The sequence below is a fragment of the Parasphingopyxis algicola genome (genome assembly GCF_013378075.1).
GTDB lineage: Bacteria > Pseudomonadota > Alphaproteobacteria > Sphingomonadales > Sphingomonadaceae > Parasphingopyxis > Parasphingopyxis algicola.
The window spans coordinates 2,220,673-2,245,345 of record NZ_CP051131.1; the positions used below are offsets into that span (position 1 = coordinate 2,220,673).

The 24,673-nt window shown below is 63.9% G+C and carries 20 protein-coding genes; 11 read left to right on the forward strand and 9 right to left on the reverse strand.

Features of this window, described 5'->3' with window-relative positions; all coding sequences use genetic code 11:
• Positions 1-46 precede the first annotated feature (46 nt).
• Positions 47-769: a dienelactone hydrolase family protein gene (locus HFP57_RS10960; RefSeq protein ID WP_176869800.1), complete on the reverse strand. Its 723-nt coding sequence runs from the start codon at positions 767-769 to the stop codon at positions 47-49.
• Positions 770-852: 83 nt separating this feature from the next.
• On the opposite strand from HFP57_RS10960, the gene gpmA reads away from it, so the two are divergent.
• The 3 genes from gpmA (at position 853) to HFP57_RS10975 (ending at position 3,182) form a co-directional block, all read left to right on the forward strand.
• On the forward strand, positions 853-1,539 hold the full coding sequence (gene gpmA / locus HFP57_RS10965; protein WP_176869801.1) for a 2,3-diphosphoglycerate-dependent phosphoglycerate mutase: 687 nt from the start codon (positions 853-855) through the stop codon (positions 1,537-1,539).
• A gap of 78 nt (positions 1,540-1,617) precedes the next feature.
• Positions 1,618-2,106 (forward strand): 5-(carboxyamino)imidazole ribonucleotide mutase, encoded by a 489-nt coding sequence (gene purE, locus HFP57_RS10970; protein ID WP_176869802.1) that lies wholly within the window; start codon positions 1,618-1,620, stop codon positions 2,104-2,106.
• Positions 2,103-3,182, forward strand: coding sequence for a 5-(carboxyamino)imidazole ribonucleotide synthase (locus tag HFP57_RS10975; RefSeq protein WP_176869803.1), 1,080 nt, complete (start codon positions 2,103-2,105; stop codon positions 3,180-3,182). Before purE ends, HFP57_RS10975 begins: the two co-directional genes overlap by 4 nt.
• A gap of 21 nt (positions 3,183-3,203) precedes the next feature.
• Here the strand turns inward: HFP57_RS10975 and HFP57_RS10980 are convergent, their stop codons facing one another.
• Both HFP57_RS10980 and HFP57_RS10985 read right to left on the reverse strand, forming a co-directional pair.
• Positions 3,204-3,506 carry a hypothetical protein gene (locus HFP57_RS10980; protein WP_176869804.1) on the reverse strand — a complete coding sequence of 101 codons (303 nt, stop codon included), beginning with the start codon at positions 3,504-3,506 and terminating at the stop codon, positions 3,204-3,206.
• 28 nt (positions 3,507-3,534) lie between these two features.
• Positions 3,535-6,411: a M16 family metallopeptidase gene (locus HFP57_RS10985; protein WP_246263106.1), complete on the reverse strand. Its 2,877-nt coding sequence runs from the start codon at positions 6,409-6,411 to the stop codon at positions 3,535-3,537.
• Between the two features lie 178 nt (positions 6,412-6,589).
• On the opposite strand from HFP57_RS10985, the gene clpB reads away from it, so the two are divergent.
• From clpB to HFP57_RS11000, 3 genes are all read left to right on the forward strand, one after another.
• Complete coding sequence (clpB, locus tag HFP57_RS10990) at positions 6,590-9,169, forward strand: ATP-dependent chaperone ClpB (RefSeq protein WP_176869805.1); 2,580 nt, start codon at positions 6,590-6,592, stop codon at positions 9,167-9,169.
• A gap of 10 nt (positions 9,170-9,179) precedes the next feature.
• Complete coding sequence (locus tag HFP57_RS10995) at positions 9,180-10,049, forward strand: class I SAM-dependent methyltransferase (RefSeq protein ID WP_176869806.1); 870 nt, start codon at positions 9,180-9,182, stop codon at positions 10,047-10,049.
• Positions 10,050-10,136: 87 nt separating this feature from the next.
• Entirely contained in the window at positions 10,137-10,694 is a 558-nt protein-coding gene (locus HFP57_RS11000) for a hypothetical protein (protein WP_176869807.1), read from the forward strand.
• Between the two features lie 52 nt (positions 10,695-10,746).
• Here HFP57_RS11000 and HFP57_RS11005 read toward each other — a convergent pair whose 3' ends face one another.
• The gene (locus tag HFP57_RS11005) at positions 10,747-11,046 is read right to left on the reverse strand and encodes a hypothetical protein (RefSeq protein WP_176869808.1); all 300 of its coding nucleotides are present in this window, start codon (positions 11,044-11,046) and stop codon (positions 10,747-10,749) included.
• Positions 11,047-11,474: 428 nt separating this feature from the next.
• Here HFP57_RS11005 and HFP57_RS11010 point away from each other — a divergent pair, with 428 nt between their 5' ends.
• Complete coding sequence (locus HFP57_RS11010; protein WP_176869809.1) at positions 11,475-12,596, forward strand: hypothetical protein; 1,122 nt, start codon at positions 11,475-11,477, stop codon at positions 12,594-12,596.
• Here HFP57_RS11010 and HFP57_RS11015 read toward each other — a convergent pair.
• The 5 genes from HFP57_RS11015 to xseA all read right to left on the reverse strand — a co-directional run bounded on the left by HFP57_RS11015 (position 12,586) and on the right by xseA (position 20,008).
• Positions 12,586-14,028, reverse strand: a complete 1,443-nt coding sequence (locus HFP57_RS11015) for a 2OG-Fe(II) oxygenase family protein (RefSeq protein WP_176869810.1) — start codon at positions 14,026-14,028, stop codon at positions 12,586-12,588. The genes HFP57_RS11010 and HFP57_RS11015 overlap by 11 nt on opposite strands.
• Positions 14,029-14,231: 203 nt before the next feature.
• A complete protein-coding gene (locus HFP57_RS11020; protein WP_176869811.1) occupies positions 14,232-17,177 on the reverse strand; it encodes a TonB-dependent receptor domain-containing protein in 2,946 nt (981 codons plus the stop codon).
• Positions 17,178-17,458: 281 nt separating this feature from the next.
• Complete coding sequence (locus HFP57_RS11025) at positions 17,459-18,388, reverse strand: M23 family metallopeptidase (RefSeq protein WP_246263108.1); 930 nt, start codon at positions 18,386-18,388, stop codon at positions 17,459-17,461.
• Positions 18,385-18,588: a DUF2093 domain-containing protein gene (locus HFP57_RS11030; RefSeq protein ID WP_176869812.1), complete on the reverse strand. Its 204-nt coding sequence runs from the start codon at positions 18,586-18,588 to the stop codon at positions 18,385-18,387. Before HFP57_RS11030 ends, HFP57_RS11025 begins: the two co-directional genes overlap by 4 nt.
• A 13-nt stretch (positions 18,589-18,601) precedes the next feature.
• Complete coding sequence (gene xseA / locus HFP57_RS11035) at positions 18,602-20,008, reverse strand: exodeoxyribonuclease VII large subunit (RefSeq protein WP_176869813.1); 1,407 nt, start codon at positions 20,006-20,008, stop codon at positions 18,602-18,604.
• On the opposite strand from xseA, the gene purD reads away from it, so the two are divergent.
• From purD to HFP57_RS11055, 4 genes are all read left to right on the forward strand, one after another.
• Complete coding sequence (gene purD, locus HFP57_RS11040) at positions 20,007-21,278, forward strand: phosphoribosylamine--glycine ligase (protein WP_176869814.1); 1,272 nt, start codon at positions 20,007-20,009, stop codon at positions 21,276-21,278. The two genes, xseA and purD, sit on opposite strands and share 2 nt — an antisense overlap.
• Before the next feature lie 62 nt (positions 21,279-21,340).
• Positions 21,341-22,048, forward strand: a complete 708-nt coding sequence (locus HFP57_RS11045; protein ID WP_176869815.1) for an OmpA family protein — start codon at positions 21,341-21,343, stop codon at positions 22,046-22,048.
• A gap of 107 nt (positions 22,049-22,155) precedes the next feature.
• Positions 22,156-22,743: a hypothetical protein gene (locus tag HFP57_RS11050; protein WP_176869816.1), complete on the forward strand. Its 588-nt coding sequence runs from the start codon at positions 22,156-22,158 to the stop codon at positions 22,741-22,743.
• Between the two features lie 94 nt (positions 22,744-22,837).
• Positions 22,838-24,622 carry a vWA domain-containing protein gene (locus HFP57_RS11055; protein WP_246263110.1) on the forward strand — a complete coding sequence of 595 codons (1,785 nt, stop codon included), beginning with the start codon at positions 22,838-22,840 and terminating at the stop codon, positions 24,620-24,622.
• The last annotated feature ends 51 nt before the right edge of the window (positions 24,623-24,673 follow it).

A 24,673-nucleotide genomic window follows, 5' to 3' on the forward strand; every position in this document is an offset into this window, starting at 1 on the left:
TACTGTCTGGACGAAACAGGATGGCCGATTGTGACATGCGGAGCGGTTATTCGAAAATTTCTGCGAGAAAATCGGTCATCGCTTTCCAACTCCGGCGGTCGGCATCGGGTTGATAGACCACGCCACGCTCCGGCATATTAGCGCTCTTGTCGGTGAAACCATGGCCGGTATGGCCGTAGGCGTGGAGCTGCCAGTCGACGCCGGCGTCGGTCAATTCCTTCGCCAGCGCGTCAACCGCCGAGGGCGGCGCAAGCGGGTCATCCCAGCCGTGGCAGACGAGGATCTTCGCCGTCATCTCGTTCGCATTGGGAAAGGGCGGCGCATCGTAGATACCGTGAAAGCTGACGACGCCGCGAACGCGGGCACCGCTGCGGGCCAGGTCGAGCACCGACTTGCCGCCGAAGCAATAGCCGATGGCCGCGGCCTGGTCCGGATCGACAGCGTCGAGCGACTGCATCGCCGAGAGGGACGCGTGCAGTCGATCCCGCAGCAGGCCCCGATCGGCGTTCAAGGCGTCCATGAAGCGGGTCGGGGATTCGTCTTCGCGGGTCGCACGGTTCCCCTGGCCATACAGATCCGCGACGAACGCCGCGTAACCGAGCCCCGCGATCCGTTCGGCGGTCCGGAAATCGGCCTCTTTCGTCCCCAGCACGTTCGGCACGATCATGACGCCGGGGCACGGACCGTCCCATGCGGTATCGGCGACCGCCATTCCTTCGAACGGACCGCCCGGTCCATCATAAACAGTCACGCTGCGTTCGATCGCCATGGATATCCTCCTCCTCGCCTGCCCGCTGTTGTATCGCGGGACAGGGACGCTAAGGAAAGCGCCAATCGTCAGAGGAGTCCTCCATGCCCCAGCTCGTCCTCATCCGGCACGGCCAGTCCCAATGGAATCTCGAAAACCGGTTTACCGGCTGGTGGGATGTCGATCTGACCGAGAAGGGCATCGCCGAAGCGAAAGCCGCCGGCGAGTTGATGCGCGACAAGGGCGTCGATCACGATCTGTGCTTCACCAGTTTCCAAACGCGCGCGATCCGCACGCTCAATCTTGCACTCGCCGAGATGGACCGGCTCTGGCTGCCGGTCGAGAAACATTGGCGGCTCAACGAGCGCCACTATGGCGGGCTGACCGGGCTGAACAAGCAGGAGATGCGCGACAAGCATGGCGATGAACAGGTCCATATCTGGCGCCGCAGCTTCGATACGCCGCCGCCACCGATGGAGGATGGCAGCGAATACGACCTGAGCAGGGACCGGCGCTACGAAGGTGTGGATGTGCCCAAGAGCGAGAGCCTGAAAAACACGATCGAGCGCGTGCTGCCCTATTGGGAGGAGCGGATCGCGCCGGCCCTGCGAGACGGCAAGCGGGTGCTGATCTCAGCCCATGGCAATTCGCTGCGCGCCCTCGTCAAGCATCTGTCGGAAATTCCGGACGACGAGATTACGGGTCTCGAGATCCCGACCGGCCAGCCGATCGTCTACGACCTCGCCGACGATCTGAGCGCGCGCGACCGCTATTATCTGTCCGAACGCTGACCGCCCGGCGCCATTGCGCGGCGCCCGGCTTGGCACTAGAAGAAATCGCTTCTTCTGGCTCAAAGCGCAGGACGAAGCATGACCGACACGCCGCTTATCGGCATCATCATGGGCAGCCGTTCCGATTGGGAGACGATGCGCCATGGCGCCGAAATCCTGACCGAACTGGGTATCGCGCATGAATGCAAGGTCGTCTCCGCGCATCGCACGCCGGACCGGCTCTACGATTATGCGAAATCGGCGGCCGATCGCGGGCTCAAGACGATCATCGCGGGCGCGGGCGGCGCCGCACACCTGCCGGGGATGGCCGCCTCGATGACGCGGCTGCCGGTGTTGGGCGTTCCCGTGGAATCCAAGGCGCTCAAGGGCATGGACAGCCTGTTGTCGATCGCACAGATGCCCGCCGGTATTCCGGTCGGCACGCTCGCCATCGGCGTTGCCGGAGCCAAGAACGCGGCGCTGTTCGCGGCGGCGATCATCGCGACGCAAGATGACAGCGTTGCCGCGCGGCTGGACCAGTGGCGCCAGTCGCAGACCGATGCCGTCGACGAAGAACCCCAGGCATGAATGCCGAGGCGGGGCGCCTCGCCCCCGGCTCGACGATCGGCATCATCGGCGGCGGCCAGCTTGGCCGGATGCTGAGCATGGCGTCTGCGCAGCTCGGTTATCGCTGCCACATCTATGCGCCCGAGGAGGCGCCCTGTGCCGCCGATGTCGCGGCGCGTCATGTCCAAGGCGACTATGCGGACGAAGGAGCGCTCCGCGACTTTGCCCAGCAGGTCGATGTCGTCACCTATGAGTTCGAAAATGTGCCTGCCGGCCCGCTGTGCAGCCTTGCCGATATCGTACCGGTGCAGCCCAATGTCGCTGCGCTCGAACTGGCGCAGGACCGGCTGTCCGAAAAAGACTATGTTGTCAGCCATGGCGGCCGGCCGGCCGACTATCGCGCCGTTTCCTCGCTGGACGATCTTCAGGACGCTCTTCAGGCGATCGGAACGCCGGCGATCCTCAAGACCCGGCGGTTCGGCTATGACGGCAAGGGACAGGTGCGGATAAAGGACGCCGACGAGGCGGCCCGGGCCTGGGCCGAGATCGGCGAGAAGCCATCCGTCCTCGAAGCCCACGTCCGGTTCGAAAAGGAATTTTCAATCCTGATCGTCCGCGCGAACGATGGCACAGTGCGGGTCTGGGATGCCCCGGAGAACCGGCATGAGGACGGCATATTGGCGCAGTCGAGCGCGCCGGGCGGCGGTATCGTCGCCGAGCAGAAGGCGGCAGCCGGCGATCTGGCGCGCACTATCGCCGATACTCTCGACTATGTGGGCGTGCTGACCTGCGAATTCTTCGCCAGTGCGGAGGGGCCGGTCTTCAACGAAATGGCGCCGCGCGTTCACAATAGCGGCCATTGGACGATCGAAGGCGCCGCGACCTCACAGTTCGAAAACCATATCCGGGCGATCTGCGGTCTGCCGCTCGGCGATACCGGCGTGATGGCGGAGCGGGTCGAAATGCACAACCTGATCGGCGGGGCGGCCGATGACTGGGCGCAATGGCTGGAAACAAACCGGGCACACCTCCACCTGTATGGCAAGGGGGAAGCGCGCCCGGGTCGCAAAATGGGGCATGTCACGCAGCTCTTCTGAAGCCGCGCATGCCGGAAACGGTTAGCCCGTCTTGGTGGCCGTGAACGGCATCTCGCCGAAAGCGCCGGCCTTGATGTTGCCGGCCATCTTGTCGCCTTCGACTGTCGCGGTGCCTTCGAGCGTCATCGGCATCGGGACCGTGATGTCCATCTTCCAGGTGAAGGTATCGCCGTCGACCTTGCCTTCCTGCACGTCGGCAGAACCCGTGGCGCCCGCATTGGTGCCGGTGACCGTGTCGCCTTCCTGATTCAGCGTCATCGTCGATTTCTGCTCGCCCATCGGCGAGTTCACGACCGAGTCCCAGGTTCCGGTTACGTCCGTCATAGCAATTCCTTCCTTACAGTGATGTCAGTTATTCGGTCCCGACTGTTTCCACAGGCAGGCCCAATGCGTCAAGCTGTTCCCGGACTTGCGCCGCGTCGCCGACAACGACCCATGTAAAGGCAGCCGGATCGATTGTCTCGCGCGCCGTAGCGTCAAGCTGCGCCCGGTCGAGCGAGCGATACATTTGGGCGATTCCGTCATAATAATCGTCCGACCGTTCGTAGAGCATGTTGCGGGACATGCCGCCGATGATATCGCCCGATGTCTCGAAGCTCCCCGCCAGGCTGCGAATACTGCCCGCAATGGCACGATTGAATTCGACCGGCCGAATGCCGTCGCTTGTGAGGAATGTCTCCACCTGCTCCTGCAGCGCCGCAATCGAATCGCCGGTCCTGTCCGCCTGAACGGGCGCGCGGATCGTATAGCTGACCGGTCCGGCAAAGCGATTCACGGAGCCGCGTACGCCATAGGACCAGCCGCGCGTTTCGCGCAGATCCATGTTGAGCCGCGAGAGGAAGCTGCCACCGAGCGCCTCGTTGACGGTAAGCAGCGGCAGCAATTCGTCGGTGCCCCGGAGATCGAGTACCTGCCCGCCATAGATATAGGATTGCGGCGAGTTCGGCCGGTCGACAAGAATGATCCGCGGACTGGCCTCGGGGATCGGCGCGTCCATCGACTTGGCGCCCGCCGCGCCCTCGCCGGTCCAGTCGCCGAAGCGCGGTTCGAGCGCCGCGATCACCGCGTCCAGCGTCGTGTTGCCGACGACGAGGATGCTGAGCTTGTCGGGCCGGATCCACTCGCGGTGGAAGTCGAACAGGTCCTCGCGCGTGATCGCGCTCACCGATGCCGGCGTTCCGAGGCCGCTCAGCGGCCGGCCATAGGGATGATCCGTCCCGAAAAGCACGGGCCAGAGATTGAGGCTCGCAAGGCTGGACGGCCGGGTACGCTCGGCCGCGATCGCCGCTAGCTGGGTGGCGCGCAGCCGCTCGATTTCGGAGGGCGCAAAGGCGGGGTTGCGGACGACATCGGCCAGCAGATCGAGCGAGGGCCCGTAATTGGGCGCTAGGGCAAAGATGCCGACCGTCGTCCGGTCGAGGCTCGCCGCGGAGCTGATCGACGCGCCCAGCCGCTCCTGCGCCTCGGCGATCCCGATCGAATTGAGGCTCGTCGTACCCTCGGGCATCAGCGCCAGCATGAGTGCCTGGGTACCGAGCCGGTCCGCGCGATCCGCGGCATTACCGACATCAAAGCTGAGCTGCGTAAGGATGGTCGGCACGGCGGTTCGACGGACGAAACGAACGTCGACACCGTTGGAAAGCGTGCCGCGTTCGACCTCGGGAAAATCGAGATCCTCGGTCATGCCGACTTCGGGCCGGGGCACACTCCGTGTGCCGAGCGAAGCGGTGCCGTCCTCGGCAGTGGCTTCCGCTTCGTCCGGCTGGAGATAAAAGGCGGGGTTATGGAGACCCCCGCTGCGTTCCCCGGCTACCGAAGCCGCTTCTTCATATTCCCCGCGTTCGCCGGGATCGACGCGCAATGCGAGCACCGGCCGCGTCAGCCATTGCTGCATCGCGGCCCGCACCGACTCAGGCGTCGCAGCGCCCAGCCGTTCCAGCTGCGTCCGATAGAAGCCGGGATCGCCCGAATAGAGTTCGCCCGTTGCCAGTACGGTTGCCTTGCCCGTGAAACCGCCGACCTGCTCGAGCCCCGCAAGCCGGGCCGCGATCCGGCTCATGGCCAGCCGATTCACCTCATCCTGGGTCGGGCCATTGGCGATATAATCCGCGATCAGCGCGTCGAGGCGCGCCGAAACCGCATCGGCGTCCGCCGTCGGCGCCACGTCGACCTGGATTTCGAACAGGCTGACATATTCGAACTGCTGGACGAAGGCGCGAACGGCGACCGCCGTCTGCTCATCGCGGACCAGAATATTGTCCAGCCGCGAACTGGCGAGCCCGCCGAAGACTGCAGCGCCGACGTCGAGGTCGGTCGTCACCGGATCGTTGAGACCCGGCACGACCCAGGTCCGGTAGAGCCGCGTGGTCGCGACATTGTCCTGCATCACGATCTCGCGCCGTTCTTCGAGCGTCGGCACGCCGGGATCGACCTGTTCGGTCTCGGGTCCGCGCGGAATGTCGCCGAAATAGCGTTCGACAAGCGGCCGGGCGGTCGCGGCGTCGATATCGCCGGCCAGCACGAGCACGGCATTGTCGGGGCCGTAATGCCGGCGGAACCAGGCCTGCACGTCCGCCATGCTCGCCGCGTCGAGATCCGCCATCGAGCCGATCGTGGAATGGCCATAGGGATGGCCGGCGCCGAACAATGCATCGATTTGCGCATAATCGACCAGACCATAGGGCTGGTTGTCGCCCTGCCGCTTTTCGTTCTGGACGACACCGCGCTGGTTATCGAGTTTTTCCTGGGTCACCGCACCGAGCAGATGCCCCATCCGGTCGGATTCGAGATAGAGCGCCAGTTCGAGCCCCTGCGTCGGCACGGTCTGGAAATAGTTGGTCCGGTCGTACCAGGTCGTCCCGTTGAAATCGGTCGCTCCGATCTCGCGCAAGGGTTCGAAGAAATCGCCCGGCGCATTTTCCGACCCGTTGAACATCAGATGTTCGAAAAGATGCGCGAAACCGGTCTGGCCTTCGGGTTCATGCCGCGATCCGACATGATACCAGATCGAAACCGCCACCACGGGCGCCTTACGATCCTCGTGCACGATGACGCGCAAACCGTTGTCCAGCGTGAAGCGTTCATAGGGAATCGCAACCTGGTCGACGAGGTCCGCTGCGGTCGCATTGGGCTGGGGCCCGGCCGGCTGAGCGGCATGACGATCAAGCGCCTGAGCGGGCGAAACGAGAAAGGCGAGCGGCGCCAAGAGTGCCAGCTTCATGAAACGCATCGGATATTTCTCCCGGGATTTTCTCTCTCGACCATAGCGCCGCGAAAAGCGCGCGCAAGCGGCGCTTGCGGTCGCTCGACGAACGCCTAAATCTGTCGACAAAGATAATGTTGCGAGTGCCTTGTGTTGTATTTTTGCAACACTATATCGGGCCGAGAAACGATACAGGGATGGGACGATGAATCTCGAGAAATTTACCGATCGCGCCAAGGGCTTTCTGCAATCGGCCCAGACGGTGGGGATCCGCATGCATCATCAACAGGTTACGGCCGAGCATCTGGCCAAGGCGCTGCTCGAAGACGAGCAGGGCATGGCGGCCGGGCTGATCGCGCGCGCTGGCGGCAGCGCCGAAGCGGCGATCCGCGAAATCGACGAGGCATTGGCCAAGGTACCGCAGGTGTCGGGCGGCGGCGCCCAGCAGACGCCGCAGCTAGCCAACGATGCCGTGCGCGTCCTCGATACGGCCGAGCAGATTGCGACCAAGGCCGGTGATTCCTACGTGACGGTCGAGCGGCTGTTGCTCGCGCTCGTGATGGCCAAGGGCACGCCGGCGGGCGATGCGTTCGATGCAGCAGGGGTGAAAGCCGAGGCGCTCAACAGCGCGATCAACGAATTGCGCGGCGGGCGAACAGCGGATACGGCAAGCGCCGAGGATCGATATGACGCCTTGAAGAAATTCGCGACCGACCTGACCGACCGTGCGCGCGAGGGCAAGATCGATCCGATCATCGGGCGCGACGAGGAGATTCGCCGCACGATCCAGATCCTGGCCCGGCGAACCAAGAACAATCCCGTGCTGATCGGCGAGGCCGGTGTCGGCAAGACCGCGATCGCCGAAGGGCTCGCGCTGCGCATCGCAAACGGCGATGTGCCCGATGGCCTGAAGAACCGCACCCTGCTCTCGCTCGATATGGGCTCCCTCATCGCGGGCGCCAAATATCGGGGCGAGTTCGAGGAGCGGCTGAAGGGCGTGCTCGACGAGGTGAAGGGTGCCGAGGGCGAGATCATCCTCTTCATCGACGAGATGCACACCTTGGTCGGCGCAGGCGCGTCGGAAGGCGCGATGGATGCGTCCAACCTGCTGAAGCCCGCGCTCGCCCGCGGCGAACTGCATTGCATCGGTGCAACGACCCTCGACGAGTATCGCAAGCATGTCGAGAAGGACCCGGCGCTGCAACGGCGTTTCCAGCCGGTTTTCATCGAGGAGCCGAGTGTCGAGGACACGATCTCGATCCTGCGCGGGATCAAGGAGAAGTACGAACTGCATCATGGCGTGCGGATCACCGACGGCGCGCTGGTGTCGGCCGCCACGCTCTCGGAGCGCTATATCACCGACCGCTTCCTGCCCGACAAGGCGATCGACCTGATGGACGAAGCAGCGTCGCGCATCCGGATGGAGGTGGAATCGAAGCCCGAGGAAATCGAGACGCTCGACCGCCGGATCATCCAGCTCAAGATCGAGCGCGAGGCACTGACCAAGGAAAATGACCAGGCCTCGCAGGATCGGCTGGCGATTATCGAGGAAGAACTGGCCAATCTCGAGGAGGAACTGGCCGGCCTGACCCAGCGCTGGCAGGCGGAGCGCGAAAAGATCCAGTCCGAAGCCAAACTCAAGGAAGAGCTGGATGCCGCGCGAATCGCGCTCGAACAGGCCGAACGTGCCGGCGATCTCGGCAGGGCCGGTGAGCTCTCCTACGGTACGATCCCCGATCTGGAAAAGAAACTCGAAGAGGCCGGCGAGGCGACCGAGGGGGCGATGCTGCGCGAGGAAGTAACGAGCGAGGACATCGCTTCGGTCGTTTCCCGCTGGACGGGGATTCAGGTCGACAAGATGCTCGAGGGCGAGCGCGAAAAGCTGCTCGCGATGGAAGAGCATATTGGCAAGCGGGTGATCGGACAGGAAGACGCGGTCAAGGCGGTATCCACCGCCGTACGCCGCTCGCGCGCGGGTCTGCAGGACCCGAACCGGCCGCTCGGCAGCTTCCTGTTTCTCGGCCCCACCGGAGTCGGCAAGACCGAACTGACCAAGGCGCTCGCGGAATTCCTGTTCGACGACGAAGGCGCGATGGTCCGGATCGACATGTCCGAATATATGGAGAAGCACTCCGTCGCCCGCCTGATCGGCGCGCCTCCGGGCTATGTCGGTTACGACGAGGGCGGCGCGCTGACCGAAGCCGTGCGCCGGCGACCCTATCAGGTCATCCTGTTCGATGAGGTCGAAAAGGCGCATAACGACGTCTTCAACGTGCTGCTGCAGGTACTCGACGACGGGCGACTGACCGACGGCCAGGGCCGCACCGTCGATTTCTCCAACACGCTGATCATCATGACCAGCAATCTGGGGAGCCAGTATCTCTCCTCGCTCGGCGACGAGCAGACGGTCGAGGAGGTCGAGCCGCAGGTGATGGAAACCGTGCGTGGGCATTTCCGGCCCGAATTCCTGAACCGGCTCGACGAGATCATCCTCTTCCACCGGCTGAGCCAGGCCCATATGGCGCCGATCGTCGATATCCAGGTGGCGCGCGTGCGGAAGCTCCTGAAGGACCGCAAGATCGAGATCGATTTGACCGACAAGGCGCGCGAATGGCTCGGGCGCGTCGGCTACGATCCGGTCTATGGCGCGCGACCGCTCAAGCGCGCGGTGCAGAAATATCTGCAGGACCCGCTCGCGGATGCGATCCTGCGCGGCGACGTGGCCGACGGCACGATGGTGAAAGTCGACGAAGGCGATGGTGCGCTGGCGATGACTTTCGGCTAAGCCGCCGTCCATGGATACCGCAGATGCATGGAGCGCCTATTGGACGCAGATGGGCGACGCCGGAGGGTGCCTGCCCGGTGCGCCGCCCGCGGTCGAAGCGGAGTTGGCGCGCACCTGGTCGCAATTCGCCCGCGGGTTCGATCGCGGAAGCAGGCTGATCGATCTTGCCTGCGGAACGGGCGCCGTGATGCGGTCGCTGTTGCGCGGTAATGGCGATCTCGATCTTGTCGGCGTCGACTATGCCGCATTGCCCAAAAGCCGGTCGAAAAAGATTCGACTGATCGGCGGAACGGATATCGCCAATCTGCCCTTCGACGACGGTCATTTCGATGGCCTGACCAGTCAGTTCGGGGTCGAATATGCCGATATCGAGGCCTGCGCGCCCGAAATGGCGTGTGTCGCGAAACCGGGCGCACGGTTCCAGTTCGTGATCCATCATGCCGACAGCCCGATCGTCGGACAGAATAGGAGGCGGCATGCGGCGCTGAGCGCGATCGCCGGCTCCGCGATTTTCGATATGGCGCGCACGGCCGCCGCCCAGCCGCGCGGAAATACCGCGATGCTGAGCCAGACCTTCTCGCTAATCGCGCGCAGCCATCCCGATCAGTCGGTGGTCCGTGAGATCGCGGCTGGCATGGACCATGCAATCCGACTGGGCGGCAAAAAGAGTGCGGCCGAACTCGAGCGGATCGAAACCAATATCGCACAGGAATGCGAAGTGCTTGCGGCGTTGCTCGGGGTTGCACAGGACGAGCAGGGAATCGCCGCCTTCGCAAAACACCTGGCCTCGGATTTCGAATGCCGGCCGGCAAGACCGATCCGGCCGGCCGGACTTGCCGCGCCGATCGCCTGGGCGCTGTCAGGCAGCCGGAGAGAATGACCACAAAGGCTAGCCAGAAGTTCCTTTATCGGTAATGATGCGCCCGTAATCAGTATCGTCCAGATCGAACATCCGGAGTTGGTGGCCATGCGTATTTCCCGAATTTCCCTTGCCTGTGCGGCGGTCCTGCCGCTGTTCATCGCTACGCCTGCTCATGCCGATGACGAAGGGGAGGCGCTGGAACCGTTTCGCGAATGCGGAACCATTACCGAAGGGCCCGCGCGGCTCGCCTGTTTCGACGCCGCGCTCGCCGGGGCCGATGCCGCCCAAGAGGCGCGCCAAGAGCGGCGACGGCGCAGGACCGCCGAGGATTTCGGGCTCTCGGCAACGCAGATCGAAGAGCGCTATGAGCGCGAAGTGCGCCGAGCGGAGCGGAGCGGCGGCAGCGCGGACGATGTCGCCGAACTGGCACCCCCCGAACCGCAAGAGGTGACGTCGACGATTACCGAAACCTTCACCGACGGGACGCGGCGGCGCGTGTTCCTGCTCGAAAACGGCCAGATCTGGCGCGAGGGCAACAATAGCAGCTTGCGCGGCCGCATCCGGATCGGATCGACGGCGACCGTCTCGCGCGGCGGCATCGGCGGCTATCGGCTGCGTGTCGAAGGGCGGACCGGCTTTATCTCGGTGACGCGCGTCCGTTGACTTGCCTCCGGAAAACCGCCTGACATCCTGATGCCGCCGATAACGGCGAAGCTTAGGTGCCGGGATCAAGGTTCCGGTTGATCGAATCGCGAGTCGATTGATCCACCACGCGTCGCGCATCGCGATTGCCCCTGCGCGCCAACTCAGCCCATTCGGCAACGGTCAGGCAGGTGCGGATGCGCCTCGCATTAGACCCCGTAACGCGCCGGGTTTGGCAACGCACACGTTGCGACGGATCGATTTCAGTCTCCATCACCGCATTTTCCGCGGGCTCATCATCGGCAGGCTGAGCGTAAACCGGTGTCACGCAGCAGATGCCTGACAGGACAATAACGGGTAGGACATGCTTCATCAGGCACTCCGTCGATGTTTTTTCCGTGTAACAAGAGGGAAATGTCTATCGGCCCTAGCAACCCGCGTCAGGCGAAGGGCATGCCCCGGCTGACCTGATCACGTTCCGTGCATCGCGACTGCCGTCGCGTGCCATTTCTCTCCACTGCGCTATCGTCAAACAGGTGCGAATACGCCGTGCGTTGGATCCGGTGACGCGCCGAGTCTGACAACGAATACGCTGTTCCGGATCCTCTTCCGCTTCTTCCGCGCCGTCGACACCGGGTGCCTCATCTTGCAACATGGCATGGCCCGGGACACTGATCGCCAGAGCAGCCACAGCCAAGAAAGTGAAACTCTTTTTCATCAAACTGCCTCCTCTAAACTATTGTTCGGAACACGATATTCTGGATTTCGCTGCGCCGAAAACGAGGATGTTGTAACTGGACGATGGGATCGCGACAAGTCCGACGATGTCAAAACCCGATCAGCGCATTAGAGTCGGGCGAAACATCCTTTCGAAACCCAAGCAGGACACGTTATTCGATGACCCAAGCACAGGCCGTCACGCCAACCGACGCAGAGTGGCTGGCGCACCGATATGACGAGACGATCGACGGTTTCCACTTCGTTCATCTGCCGCGGGATAGCCATGCCGACATAGCGTTTCTCTCGGACGAATATCTTCCGGATACGCTTGAGCGCGCAATCCTGTCGCGCGCCCAGATCGCCGCCGCGCTTCCGGAACCGGCGCCTTTGCACTTCATCTTCCATTCCGGTTTCTGCTGTTCGACGCTGCTGACGCGCGCGCTTAACCAACGCGGCCTTGCGACCGGACTGAGCGAACCGACCGTGCTGCGGGATCTGGTGGGCTATGCCCAGCGCGGCGCGCAGCGGGACAAATACGCCGCCGTTCTCAATGACGCATTGACGCTCCTCGCCCGGCCCTTTGAACCGGGCGAAGCGGTCGTGGTGAAACCGTCCTGCATTGTGAACGGGCATGCCCGGGACATGTTAGCGATCCGCCCCGGCAGCCGCGCGATTTTCCTCTACGCCCCCGTCCGCGTGTTCTTGAACTCGATCGCGCGAAAGGGAATCACCGGCCGGCTATGGGGCCGGGAATTGTTCATGGGGTTGCAGGACGCCAACCGGATGGAACTCGGATTTACCGAAAAGCAGCTGTTCGGCCAGACGGATCTCCAGATCGCCGGTCTGGCCTGGCTGATCCAGAATATGCGCTTCACCCAATTGTCGAAGGAGTTCGGCGAGACACAAATACGATCGCTCGATAGCGAAACGTTCATCGCCCACCCGGCAAAGGCCCTCGAACGAATCGGCCAGCTGTTCGGCCTTGATCTCGATCAGAAGCAAGCGGAGGAAATCGCCGCAGGCCCGGTCTTCAAAACCCATTCCAAGTTCGGCGAACAGTTTGACGCCAACAGCCGGAGCGACGACCGCGCCTCCGGAGAGAATGCCCATGCCGACGAGATAGAGAAGGTAGCGGTCTGGGTCGAAACCGTGGCGAAGGGCCTTGACGTAGAGATGAATCCGAAAAGCCGGATTATCGGCTAGGCGGCGCCTGGACGTCGAAGGCGACGGTCAATCGTTCGCCTTCCTCGAACGGAACCGTGCCATGCCACATGATCGACGGGAACAGCGCAAGGTGCCCGACCTTCGGCTCGATCATCTTGAAGGCGGGTAGATCGAGGCCCAATTCGGCGGGCGGTATCCCGAACGCCAACCAGCCTGCCGGCGGTTCGCCGAGCTGGGCCTGGGGCGGCAGGCTGACATAGAGCGCCGAACTGTACCAGCCCTTCGGGTGGATATGGTTGGTGTGCCGGCCGGAACCGGTCAGCCGGACCGACCAGGACCCGCCGAACCGGACGGGCCCCGGTTTCTGGCGCAGCACGGGATGGTCGGCGTCAAGCGGCGCAAGGGTGTGCATATGCTCGGCAACCGTATCTACGATCGCGGCCCGCAAAGCGCGAATTTCGGCGTCGGCTCGCGCAAACAGGGGGCCGTCGGTTTGCGTTCCGCCGCGCACCGACTGGCCCGCCATGTCGGCCTTCAAAACGTGAAGTGTACGCAGATGGTCGGCCAGGGCCGCCAAGTCGATCCGATTCCCGATATTGTAGGTCCGGATGAGCCGGTCGTCGCGTTCCAGCCAATTCCACCGGTCATCTTCGAGCAGTCGCCATGCAACAGCCAGATAGGGCCACATTTCGTTGGCGTCGGCGTCGTTCGTACGCTCCTCACCGCATCGGGCGGCGGCATCCGGCCTGCCGGTCCGCAGCATGTGCCGCATATACCGGACGGCAAGCGGCATCTCGACATGGGGCGCGATCCGATCGAAGAGCGCGTCGGCCCGCCTGTTGTCGCCGAGCTCCGACGCGCAAATCGCCTCGCAAACATCGAGTGCGCGAACATCGCTGCCGCGCGCGCGCGCGCGGGCGACGGCCGCATCGGCCTCGGCAAAGCGCTCCACCTGGGTCAGCGAATTGATCATCTTGAACCACAGGCCGGAATTGGCCGGCTCGGCGGCAAGGGCGCGTTCATAACCCTCGACGAACCGATCCCGTTCTCCATTCATCCAGCGCAGATTGGCGAGTAGGTCTTGGCCGTCGAGCCATCCGGGGCTTTGCCGCAAAACCTCCTCGACATCGGCAATCGCATTTTCGCTGTCTCCATCGGCCGATTGAGCAGCGGCCCGACCCATCAGCAAACTGCCATCTCCGGGTGAATATTGGCGGGCGATATCGAACAGCTCGACGGCCGGTAAGCCGGCCTCCATCGTCACCCGCGCCAAGGCGTGTGTTACTTTCGGGTCGGTAGGGGCGATCTCGGCGGCTCGGGTAAACGCCTTAACCGCAGCCGCCGAATCCTCCTCCGCGCGGTATAGAAGGCCCAGGACGTGCCACAGGCGGAGATGGTCCGGATAATGCTCCAGTGCCGCTTTGACACGGGGTATCGCTTCCGCTGCCCGTCCGGCATCACGATCGCGCATCGCTGCGGAAATCAGTTGTTTGGGGTCCAGTACTTCCGTTGTTTGGCTGTTATTGGCTGCCATCGCCTTGTCACTCCGCCCGTTCGCGTTCCCTTTCACTCCCAATTCGGTGATCGGCAGTTACGATGCAAGCCCGGCAATCTACATACAAAAAGGGCGGCAAGGTTTCCCCTGCCGCCCCAATTGTCTGGTTCCGCTTTCGCCTAGAAGCGAAGGCGACCGGTGACCGAGTAGCTCCGGCCCAGCGTGTCGTACGTGGTCGGATAGGTGTTACCCGAGTTGTACACGCTCGAACCGATGAACGAGCTGGTTTCCGGCGGATCGCGGTCGAGCAGGTTGAATACCGACAGGGTGACGTCGAAATTCTCGCTGACATTCGAACGAACCGACAGGTCGAAATAGGAGGCATCGTCGAAAGCCTGCGATTCGAGCAGGAAGCCGTTGGCACCCGTCGGATCGAAGAACTCATACGTAACGCCATCGATCCAGCGCCACAGCAACGATACGTCGACGAGATCGTCGACGCTCACCGTCGTACGCAGGTTGAACGCCCATTCCGGCGTGATCGGCTCACAGTTACCACTGAACAAGCCGACGCACTCACGCGTGATATTCTGCGGATTGGCCGGGTTCGCATTGAAGGTCAGCGAGTCCGTCCAGGTACCGTTGAGGTCCCAGTTGATGGCGCCGAAGCTGACCGGCAGCGTGTAGTTGACCCGGAAGTCAATACCGCTCGTCTCGAGTTCGCCGAGATTGGAAAGCTGCAGGATCAGACCCAGCGTCTCACCACCACCGTTCAACGTACCGTTGATCGGGTTACGACCGATATTGGCGCAGGCCGGTGAATTAGGATCAGCGTTCGGATAGTTACCGCCGCCTGCATCTGCGCCGTAGCACGGCGTCAGAATGTCGCCGGGGTTCGGCGTCGTGATGGCGCCCGTCACCTTGATATCGAAATAGTCGATCGACACGACCAGGCCCGGAACCTGCGGCGGCGTCGCCACAAGGCCGATCGTGATCGATTCGGCTTCCTCGACATCGAGATCGACATTACCGCCCGAAGTCGCATTGATCTGCGCGGCGGACGGCTGCAGAATGGTGCCGATGACACCAGCCGGCGCACCCTGAGCGACGCAAATCTGCGCCAAGTTGGGATCATTCAACGGTCCGGCATGGACCACAGCATTGGTGACAGGATCGCGAGTGGTCTGGCACGGATCGGTCGGCAACGGCGTCAGGCCGGTGGTGACCGGTGCGAACAGCTCGCCGATATTCGGCGACCGGACCGAGACCGAGTAGATGCCGCGGAAGCGGAAGCCCTCGAACGGTTCCCAGCTACCACCGGCTTTCCAGGTGACGTTCGTGCCGGTGTTAGAATAATCCGACACACGGATGCCGCCTTCGGCCTGGAGGCTGTAGAAGCCCGGAACGTCTTCGAGGATCGGCACGATGAGCTCGGCAAAGCCTTCGATCACGTCATACTGACCGTTGAAGGTCGGCGCCGGAGCACCGGTGCCGAGCACCTCGTCCTGCGTACCCGCAGAAACGTCGGCGACGCGGCTGGCCGTATATTCGCGATATTCGACACCGACGGCGAAGCCGATCGGGGTCTCGGTGAAGAAGCCCGTCTCGCCGAACGTACCGTTGAGCGAGGCGTTGACCACCGACAGCGAAGTCGAGTCGGTGAAGCCCGACGGCTGGTTGATAAAGGTAACCGCCTGCGGGTCGATATTGGTACCGACGCCGCCACCCAGCAGGTTGATCGGGAAACAGCCGTTCGATGCATCGAAACAGGTCGTCGTGCTGGTCGCGTTGAGCGCCTGCTCGACGCGCGACTTCAGACCCCAGTTCCGACGAGTCGTCGTCCGCTGCGATTCGCCATAGGTCGCGTAGACGTCATAGCTGATCGTCGGGCTCAGATCGCCGCGCACCCCGGCCCAGAGCTGGAACTGGTTGGTGACGAGGTCGGTCTGACGCGGACCCTGCTCGACGAGACGACGGTTTATGATCGTCGGCTGTGCGATATAGTTGGGATCGCCCGGGCCAGTGGCCTGCCCTGCCGCGGTACAGGTCGCCGGATCGATCGGCGTCGCATAGCTGGCACAGAGCTGCTGGCGCTGCGTTTCCGTCAGGAACGGGTTGTTCAGCGGGAAGATGAACGGATCGCCGAACAGGCCGGACGGAGCGAGCTGCAGGCTCACGGTCGAGTTGGTGAACATGCCGCGCGTGTAGACTTCAATGCCTGGCGTCACTTCATAGCGGGCCGAGCCGAAGATGTTGTAGCGTTCGAGCGGCGTCTGGAAATAGTTGAACGGCGCATAGTTGAACGTGCTGTTCGGCGCGATGAAGTCCTGGCCATCCGGCGAGACGCGCAACGTGCTGTTGAACGTCGTCGGAACAGCCGTACCCGAACCGAAGACAACGCCGCCAAACTTGGCGCCCTGCGAAATCAGACGGCTGGCCTGAAGCACGTCGTCGGTTTCCTGGTAACCGATCGAGAGCACGGCGTTGCCGCGGCCATCATCAAAGTTCGCGCCCAAGGTTACATCACCCCGGATACGCTCGCCGTCACCACGCTCGGTGATGCCGAAGGTCATCGCCGCTTCAACGCCTTCGAAGTCACGGCGCAGAACGAAGTTTGCAACACCCGAGATGGCGTCGGCACCATAGACCGACGAAGCGCCACCGGTAATGATTTCAACCCGCTCGACCAGCGCGATCGGAATGATGTTCAAGTCGGTCTGCGACAGGATCGTCGAGGGCACGAGGCGCGTGCCGTCCAGAAGGACGAGGCTGCGCGTCGAGCTCAGGTTGCGAAGGTTCAACGTCGACGTACCGTTCGAACCGTTGTTCACGCTGTTGTTCGTGCCGGCGGCGATACCCGGAAGTTCACCTATCAGCTCTTCGGCGTTGGTCGCCTGGCGATAGTCGATCTCGTCCTGGCCGACCACCTGGATCGGGCTCGACTGTTCGAGGTTCGGGTTCGTAATGCGCGTACCAGTAACGACGATCGACGGCTGATTCGCCGTGCTGGCGGCCGCCAGCTCGTCGCTGTCCTGCGCGAAGGCAGGCGTCGACATCATTGCGATGCCGAGCACGACAGGTGCGGCACCCGTCTTCAGTTGTGTAAATTTGGAAGTCTTGGTCACGTTTCCAGCCCCTTATTCTGGAGGTAGATACCGCACAATCGCGGCCTAAATTCTCGCCCTTCTGGATTGGTCAGAGCATGCGACGCACGCAGCTCATCCATAGGCTTGGAGCGTCACTGCATGGAGATTGGCGACCTGTAAAGCATAGGTTCAGCTTCCAGAACGGGTTCGCGCGAATATGTCGCCAAAATGCAACAGTTTGGGTTTCCGGCCTTACGGTTCGCGGTAAACGGCCGCCCAGTTGCCCCTAGCAACCGCCGAAAATTCAGGAAATATTTAGGCTATTGGCCGCCGCCCGCGCCGCCGACAGGCATCGGACCAGCCAGGAAACGGGGATCGATTCGCTCGCTTCCCCACTTCATGCCCCAATGGAGATGCGCCCCCGTCGCGCGGCCGCTGGACCCGATTGCGGCGATCCGCTGGCCGCGCTCGACCGTATCGCCCTCCGCAACCTCGATCCGCGACAGATGGAGAAACGCGCTGTTGAGGCCCATGCCGTGATCGATAATCAGCAAATAGCCTTCGAGCGTGAACGGCGTCTCGGTCGCCAGCACGACCACGCCGTCCGCCGGCGACACGATCGGCGTGCCGGCCGGCCGCGCCACATCGACGCCCGAATGATAGGAACCCGGTTCGCCGCGATAGACGCGCTGCGAACCGAATACGCCGCTGATCCGGCCGGTAACCGGCCAGAGAAAATCCTGCCGCCAGCCATCGCTGTCGGAGCGGATCTCGCGCGCCGCGACGATGCGGGCGATCTCCGGCGCCCGGCGACGCTGGAATTCCGCCGAGGATCGTCCCCCGCGCCGCGACGCATTCACATGTTCGATCCGCCACTCCGTCGCGGCGATCGCAAGCTGCTCCGTCCGTTGTTGCCCGTTTCCGAGATATGCGGTCAGCGTTGCCGAGGCCCCATGGTCCCGCCCGAACGCGATCAGGAATTCGCCATCGGGCGTCATCGGAATATCAGTACCGTCCAACGTCACGCGGGCGGTTCCGGCCGGCACGCGGCCGCGCACGACACCGCCCTGCCGGAAAACGCCATCGAACGAGAAGCTTTCGCGCACGGCGTCCCCTCCGTTCGACGCAACGGACATCGTGCGCGTTTCGGAGTCCCGCCCGGCCGCGCCCGCCGGCGACGCCTCGCCGCTGGAACAGGCGACCGCCATGCCGGCGAACAGAAGGGCGGGGCCCGTTATCGCCGGCCTCACTCGGCCGTCTCCGCCGCTTTCACCGATATTTCCGCAGTGGCGTAGGGCTCCTGCCTCTCGACGCTCCAGTAGCGCAGATCGTCAAGCGGAATCGCCTGGCCGGTAACCGCACACAGCACATGATCGCCGGGCGAGAGCATGCGGAAATTATTGGCCATATAATGGAGTTTGGCCGGTCGTCCGCCGCGCGAGGTCAACATTGTCGGTACTCCTCTAGTCGAACAGGCCCGGTTGTCCGGGTTTGCTCGCCGATTTACGCGGCTTAGAATATGGCGCCTTGCCCGCTTCCTCAACCCGTGCATCGACGGCGCCGTCCGAGAAATGCAGGGTCACGGCCTTGGCCTTCCGGACGCCGGTCGCATTGACCAGCGTTGCGCCGTCGCGCGCGGTTACCTTCGCATAGCCGCGTTCGAGCGGCCGTTCGGGATGCAATTGATCGAGAAGGCGCGACAGCCCTTCCAGCCGGGTTTCCCCATCGGCAATGCGTGCACGCACCAGATTGGGCCGGAGACGATCCGCTCGCCGCGCGAGAAAAGCCTGGGCGAGTTCGAGCCGCGTCCCCAGCACCCGCGGCAACCGTTCGGCCAGCTCGTCGACCCGCTGCGCCTGAACCGTGAACAGGCTCTCGCGTTTCGGCAGCAGCCGCACGACATTGGCCGCGCGCTCGGCGAGCCGGTCGACATGGCGGCGTATCGCGGTCGACGCCCTGAGCGACGCCTGGGCCAGCATCGCGAGCAGTTCGGCGCGAACCGGAACCGCGATCTCGGCGGCGGCCGTCGGCGTCGGCGCTCGCCGGTCCGCTGCGAAATCCGCCAGGGTGGTATCGGTTTCATGGCCGACTGCGGAAATCACGGGAATAGCGCTATCGGCGATCGCCCGCACAACGACCTCCTCGTTGAAGGCCCAGAGATCCTCGATCGAACCGCCGCCGCGCGCGACGATCAGCAGATCGGGTCGCGGCACGACATCGCCCTCCGCCATCGCGTTGAAGCCGGTCACGGCTCGCGCAACCTGCTCGGCGGCACCTTCGCCCTGCACGATCACGGGCCAGAGGACCACATGGCTCGGCATGCGATCGGCCAGCCGATGGAGAATATCGCGGATGACGGCGCCCGTCGGCGAGGTGACCACGCCGATGACGCGGGGGAGAAACGGCAGGCGTTGCTTCCGCTCATCGGCGAACAGGCCTTCGGCCGCCAGCGCCTTGCGCCGCTGTTCGAGCAGCTGCATCAGCGCGCCCTCGCCGGCGACCTCGAGCCGCTCGATCACGATCTGATATTTGGAGCGGCCCGGATAGGTGGTGAGCTTGCCAGTGGCGATCACCTCGACCCCGTCCTCCGGCACGAAGGCGAGACGGGCCGCCTGCCCCTTCCAGATCACGCCGTCGATTACCGCGGACTCGTCCTTCAGCCCCATATAGCAATGGCCGGAAGCGGCGCGCTTGAAGCCCGATATTTCGCCCCTTACCCGGACATGGCCAAAGCGCTGTTCCACCGCCCGTTTAAGCGCCTGCGATATTTCGGAAACCGACAGCGGCGGTGCATTGTCGCCCGTCGCAGTCTCCGCTAGGAGCGCAGCGCCGGACTCGTTGCGGCCATGTTCTGAAGAGGAAGACTGCATGAATGTCCTGTTGCTTGGGTCGGGTGGCCGCGAACATGCGCTGGCCTGGAGGATTGCGCAATCGCCCAGACTGACAAAGCTGTTTGCCTCGCCCGGCAATCCGGGAATAGCCGAGCATGCCGAGATCGTCGAGATCAAGGACGGCGATCATCGCGGGACGATCGACTTCTGCCTCAAAAATTCGATCGAACTGGTCGTGATCGGCCCCGAAGCGCCGCTAGTCGACGGGTTGGCGGACAATCTGCGGACGATGGGTTTCGCGGTTTTCGGGCCGGACAAGGACGCCGCGCAGCTTGAGGGGTCGAAGGGCTTCACCAAGGATCTGTGCGCCGAAGCCGGCATCCCGACCGCCCGTTATGCGCGCTTCACATCGGCCGAGGCCGCGCTTCCGGCGCTGAAGGAATTCGGCCTGCCGGTCGTCATCAAGGCCGACGGCCTCGCTGCCGGCAAGGGGGTGGTAATCGCCGAGACGCGGCAAGACGCCGAAGCGGCCATCGCAGGCATGTTCGACGGGGATTTCGGCAAGGCCGGAGCGGAAATCGTCATCGAGGAGTTTCTGAGCGGCGAGGAGGCAAGCTTCTTCGCGCTGGTCGACGGCGAAACGGTCGTGCCGTTCGGTACGGCACAGGACCACAAGCGGGTCGGCGAAGGCGATACCGGGCTCAATACCGGCGGCATGGGCGCCTACAGCCCCGCGCCTATTCTCGATGAAGCGATGGTCGATCGGGTGATGCGCGAAATTGTCAAACCCACGGTGGAAACCCTGGCCCGGCGCGGCACGCCCTATAGCGGCATCCTGTTCGCCGGACTGATGCTGACCGAAGCGGGCCCGCAGCTGATCGAATATAATGTCCGGTTCGGCGATCCCGAATGTCAGGTGCTGATGATGCGGCTCGAGGACGATCTGCTCGCGCTGATGGCCGCGATCGCCGACGGCCGGTTGTCGGAGGTGCCGCCGCCGCGTTTTGCGGACGACAGCGTCATCACGGTGGTCATGGCCGCCAAGGGATATCCCGGCACACCGGAAAAAGGCTGCCGGATCGATGGGATCGAGGCCGCCCAGGCCGACGGAGCAAAAATCTTCCAGGCCGGCACCGAGGAACAGGACGGGGCGCTGTTGGCGAGCGGCGGCCGCGTGCTGAATGTCACCGCGAGAGGCGGCACCCTTCGGAAAGCCCGCGACACCGCCTATGCGGCGCTGGACAAGATCGATTTCGCGGACGGCTTCTATCGAAGCGATATCGGTTGGCGCGAACTCGAACGTAGTTAACAATTTGCAAAAGCCACCCAGGGCCGACACAATCCCGTAACAAGGGGGATGCGGAGCAGCGAATGCCGGCACAAGCCAAATTGCTCATCGGGTTGCTGGCCGTGGGCCTGTTGACCTGGCTGTGGCTCGAGCCTTTCGGCCAGGCCGAGGCGATCGCCGATGAACTGGAGAATCGCGCTGCCGAAGCGTTGGCTGCCCGGGGGGGCGACACCGTCCGGATAGCCGTGTCCCGCAATCCGGTTCGCCGGACGATCGAACTCGAGGGCGCGCTGCCCAACAGCGAACGCGCCGAGATCCGGGAAACGGTCGCCGCGCTACCTGGCGTCGCCGACGCGACATGGACGCAGCCGGATGCTGCCGAAATCGACGCGGCGGAGACGGCCGAGGCGAGCGCCGCCGAAGCGTGTCGCGCGGAATTGAACGCGGTGATCGCCAGCCATCGCATCCAGTTCCGCAGCGGATCGCCCTATATCAATCCCCCGTCGCAGCGCATGCTCGACCGGCTCGCCGAGGCGGCACGCGACTGCAGCGGCATCCGGATCGAAATCGCCGGGCACAGCAGCGGCAGCGGCCGGACCAATGTGAACATGGAAATGTCCGCCTTCCGGGCGACGACGGTGCGCGATGCCCTGGTCGAACGCGGTGTCCCCGCGGACATGCTGACGACCATCGGCAAGGGCGCGAGTGAACCGCTCGGCGGCGACCCCGCCGATCCGGCCAACCGGCGGATCGAGTTCTCGGTTAGCGTCGTCGACGGGGGGGCGGGCTGATGTTCGCGCTCTGGATAGAAGTGCTGCTGCTCAATCTGGCGGTCTTCCTGATCGGGCTGGCTATTGCCTGGCTGATCTGGGGCCGGGACGCGGGATAGGAGAGGCCGATGACCTATCTGATCGCCACTCTCTGGCTTCCGCTGCTGCTTTCCGGCTTGCTCGGCCTGGTCATCGGCGGATGGATCTGGCGCCGACCATCGGATGCCCGATTGGCGGAAGAGGACGCCGTCTATGCGCCGGCCAGCGCGCCGATCATTCCGCCCGCCCCGCCGGAGTTGGAGCCAGAACCGGAAGCCGAACCGGCGGAGGAGCCGATCGCGGTTTCCGAACCGGCACCTCCTCCCATGTCCGAACCCGTGGCCGAAGAACCGCCGGAACCCGAAACGGAGCCCGCACCCGAACCCGCGCCGATGCCGTCGCCCTTCATGGAGGCGCCCGATGGCGAGCCCGACAACCTCACCTTGATCAAGGGCGTCGGGCCCAAACTCAACGACATGCTGCACGCGCTCGGCGTCTATCACTTCACGCAGATTGCCGACTGGAACGCGGAGCAGATCGTGGAGGTCGATTCGCATCTCGGCAGCTTCAAGGGCCGGATCGAGCGCGACCGCTGGGTCGATCAGGCGCGGTTGCTCGCGGCCCGCAATATTGCCGCTTTCGAGCGGGAATTCGGCAAGATGAACGGGCCGCTCTAGCCTGTCCCACCATCTGAGATAATGCATTAAGCAGCGGTTCAGGCGTCGATGTGATACTGTTACATCGGGTCGTCTACTGAGGGGAGAGATCCAGATGCGGTTCATTGCTTTCGCGCCCATGGCGGCGCTCGTCCTCACCGGACTCGTCTATTCCATCCAACCCGGCCAGGCGACGCAGCGGCCGATGACGCCGGCCACGGCCGACGAGATCTGCGCGCCTTTCCTTGTTGGAGAAGACGATGATTTCGAGCGGCGGCGCTACCGGACCTCCGGCGTCCAAAGCGCGCCCGTCGGTGTGGCTCCGCTCCCTCCTCCTGCTCCACCCCCGGCACCACGCGCTGCCGCAGAATCGGCTGCGGATCAGGCCGTGGTGGTTACCGGATCCAGGCGAACGGGTGTTTCGCGCGTGTCACCGTCGGTGCCCTATCCGCGCCCGCAGCCGCAGAACCGCGAACGCTATGACGGCGAGGCCGTCGCCAGCATCATGGCGGTCGCCGAGGAGCCGGTCTCGACCTTCGCCGTGGATGTCGACACGGGCAGCTACGCCAATGTCCGGCGCTTCCTGAACCAGGGCCGGGTGCCGCCGCGCGCCGCAGTGCGCACCGAGGAAATGCTCAACTATTTCCGCTACGATTACGACCGGCCGCGCGACCGGACACGCCCCTTCTCGATCACGACCGACATGGCGACAACGCCCTGGAACGAGAATACGCGGCTGCTCAGGATCGGCCTGCGCGGCTACGATATCGACCGCAGCGAACGGCCCGCCGCCAATCTCGTCTTCCTCGTCGACGTATCGGGATCGATGCACAGCCGCGACAAGCTGCCGCTCGTTCAATGTTCGATGGCGATGATGGCCGACCAGCTCAATCCGCGCGACCGGGTTTCGATCGTCACCTATGCCGGATCGACCAAGACGGTGCTGACCGGATCGAACGATCGCGAAGAGATCATCGCGGCGCTCGGGCGGCTGCGCTCGGGCGGCTCGACGGCCGGTGCGGCGGGCATCAGCCTTGCCTATAGCGCGGCGCGCGCCAACCTGATCGAAGACGGGATCAACCGCATCATCCTCGCCACCGACGGCGATTTCAACGTCGGGACGACCAATCGCGACCGACTGATCGAGATGGTCGAGCGCGAACGCGAGGCCGGCATCTCGCTGACGACGCTCGGCTATGGCACCGGCAATTACAACGAAGCGATGATGGAGCAGATCGCCAATCACGGGAACGGCAATTACGCCTATATCGACAGCGCGATGGAAGCGCATCGCGCGCTCGTCCAGGAACTCTCCTCGACGCTGTTCACCATCGCCGCAGACGTGAAGATCCAGATCGAGTTCAATCCGCTACATGTCCGCGAATACCGGCTGATCGGCTATGAGAACCGCCTGCTTGCCGAGGAGGATTTCGACAATGACACGGTCGATGCCGGCGAGATCGGCGCCGGGCACCAGGTCACCGCGCTCTACGAGATCGTGCCGACGGGATCGCGCGGCTGGCTGCCCGAACGCCGCTATGCGGCCAACCGGGCGGAAGCGCGCGGCGGCGAGGGCGCCGAGTTCGCCCATCTGCGCCTGCGCTACAAGCTGCCCGGCGAGGACGAATCGCGGCTGATCGAACAGGCGATCGGGCGCAGCGCGATGGTCAACGCCCGCGCGCCGCGCGGCGACATGGCGTTCGTCACCGCGGTCGCCGCCTTCGGCCAAAGGCTGCGCGGCGACACCTATCTCGGCGATTTCGACTTTTCCGATATCCGTCGCCTTGCCCGGGCGAGCGGCCGGACCGGCGATTATTGGCGCGGCGAATTCGTCACGCTGACCGAGCTTGCCGAGGCGCGCAGCGCGCCCGGCGGGAGCGGCGAGGGCAGCAAGCGCTAGCGTTTGCGGCTCCGGCTCCGACAGGACGGTCCGTGCAGCCTTGCATGGGCC

Coding starts and splice junctions, on each gene's coding strand:
- HFP57_RS10975 (WP_176869803.1), top strand. CDS start 2,103: ATGAATGCCGAGGCGGGGCGCCTCGCCCCCGGCTCGACGATCGGCATC.
- purD (WP_176869814.1), top strand. CDS start 20,007: ATGAATGTCCTGTTGCTTGGGTCGGGTGGCCGCGAACATGCGCTGGCC.
- HFP57_RS11055 (WP_246263110.1), top strand. CDS start 22,838: ATGCGGTTCATTGCTTTCGCGCCCATGGCGGCGCTCGTCCTCACCGGA.
- HFP57_RS11030 (WP_176869812.1), bottom strand. CDS start 18,588: ATGTTGACCTCGCGCGGCGGACGACCGGCCAAACTCCATTATATGGCC.
- HFP57_RS10995 (WP_176869806.1), top strand. CDS start 9,180: ATGGATACCGCAGATGCATGGAGCGCCTATTGGACGCAGATGGGCGAC.
- purE (WP_176869802.1), top strand. CDS start 1,618: ATGACCGACACGCCGCTTATCGGCATCATCATGGGCAGCCGTTCCGAT.
- HFP57_RS11005 (WP_176869808.1), bottom strand. CDS start 11,046: ATGAAGCATGTCCTACCCGTTATTGTCCTGTCAGGCATCTGCTGCGTG.
- HFP57_RS10985 (WP_246263106.1), bottom strand. CDS start 6,411: ATGCGTTTCATGAAGCTGGCACTCTTGGCGCCGCTCGCCTTTCTCGTT.
- HFP57_RS11050 (WP_176869816.1), top strand. CDS start 22,156: ATGACCTATCTGATCGCCACTCTCTGGCTTCCGCTGCTGCTTTCCGGC.
- clpB (WP_176869805.1), top strand. CDS start 6,590: ATGAATCTCGAGAAATTTACCGATCGCGCCAAGGGCTTTCTGCAATCG.
- HFP57_RS10960 (WP_176869800.1), bottom strand. CDS start 769: ATGGCGATCGAACGCAGCGTGACTGTTTATGATGGACCGGGCGGTCCG.
- HFP57_RS11015 (WP_176869810.1), bottom strand. CDS start 14,028: ATGCGCGATCGTGATGCCGGACGGGCAGCGGAAGCGATACCCCGTGTC.
- gpmA (WP_176869801.1), top strand. CDS start 853: ATGCCCCAGCTCGTCCTCATCCGGCACGGCCAGTCCCAATGGAATCTC.
- xseA (WP_176869813.1), bottom strand. CDS start 20,008: ATGCAGTCTTCCTCTTCAGAACATGGCCGCAACGAGTCCGGCGCTGCG.
- HFP57_RS10980 (WP_176869804.1), bottom strand. CDS start 3,506: ATGACGGACGTAACCGGAACCTGGGACTCGGTCGTGAACTCGCCGATG.
- HFP57_RS11010 (WP_176869809.1), top strand. CDS start 11,475: ATGGGATCGCGACAAGTCCGACGATGTCAAAACCCGATCAGCGCATTA.
- HFP57_RS11045 (WP_176869815.1), top strand. CDS start 21,341: ATGCCGGCACAAGCCAAATTGCTCATCGGGTTGCTGGCCGTGGGCCTG.
- HFP57_RS11000 (WP_176869807.1), top strand. CDS start 10,137: ATGCGTATTTCCCGAATTTCCCTTGCCTGTGCGGCGGTCCTGCCGCTG.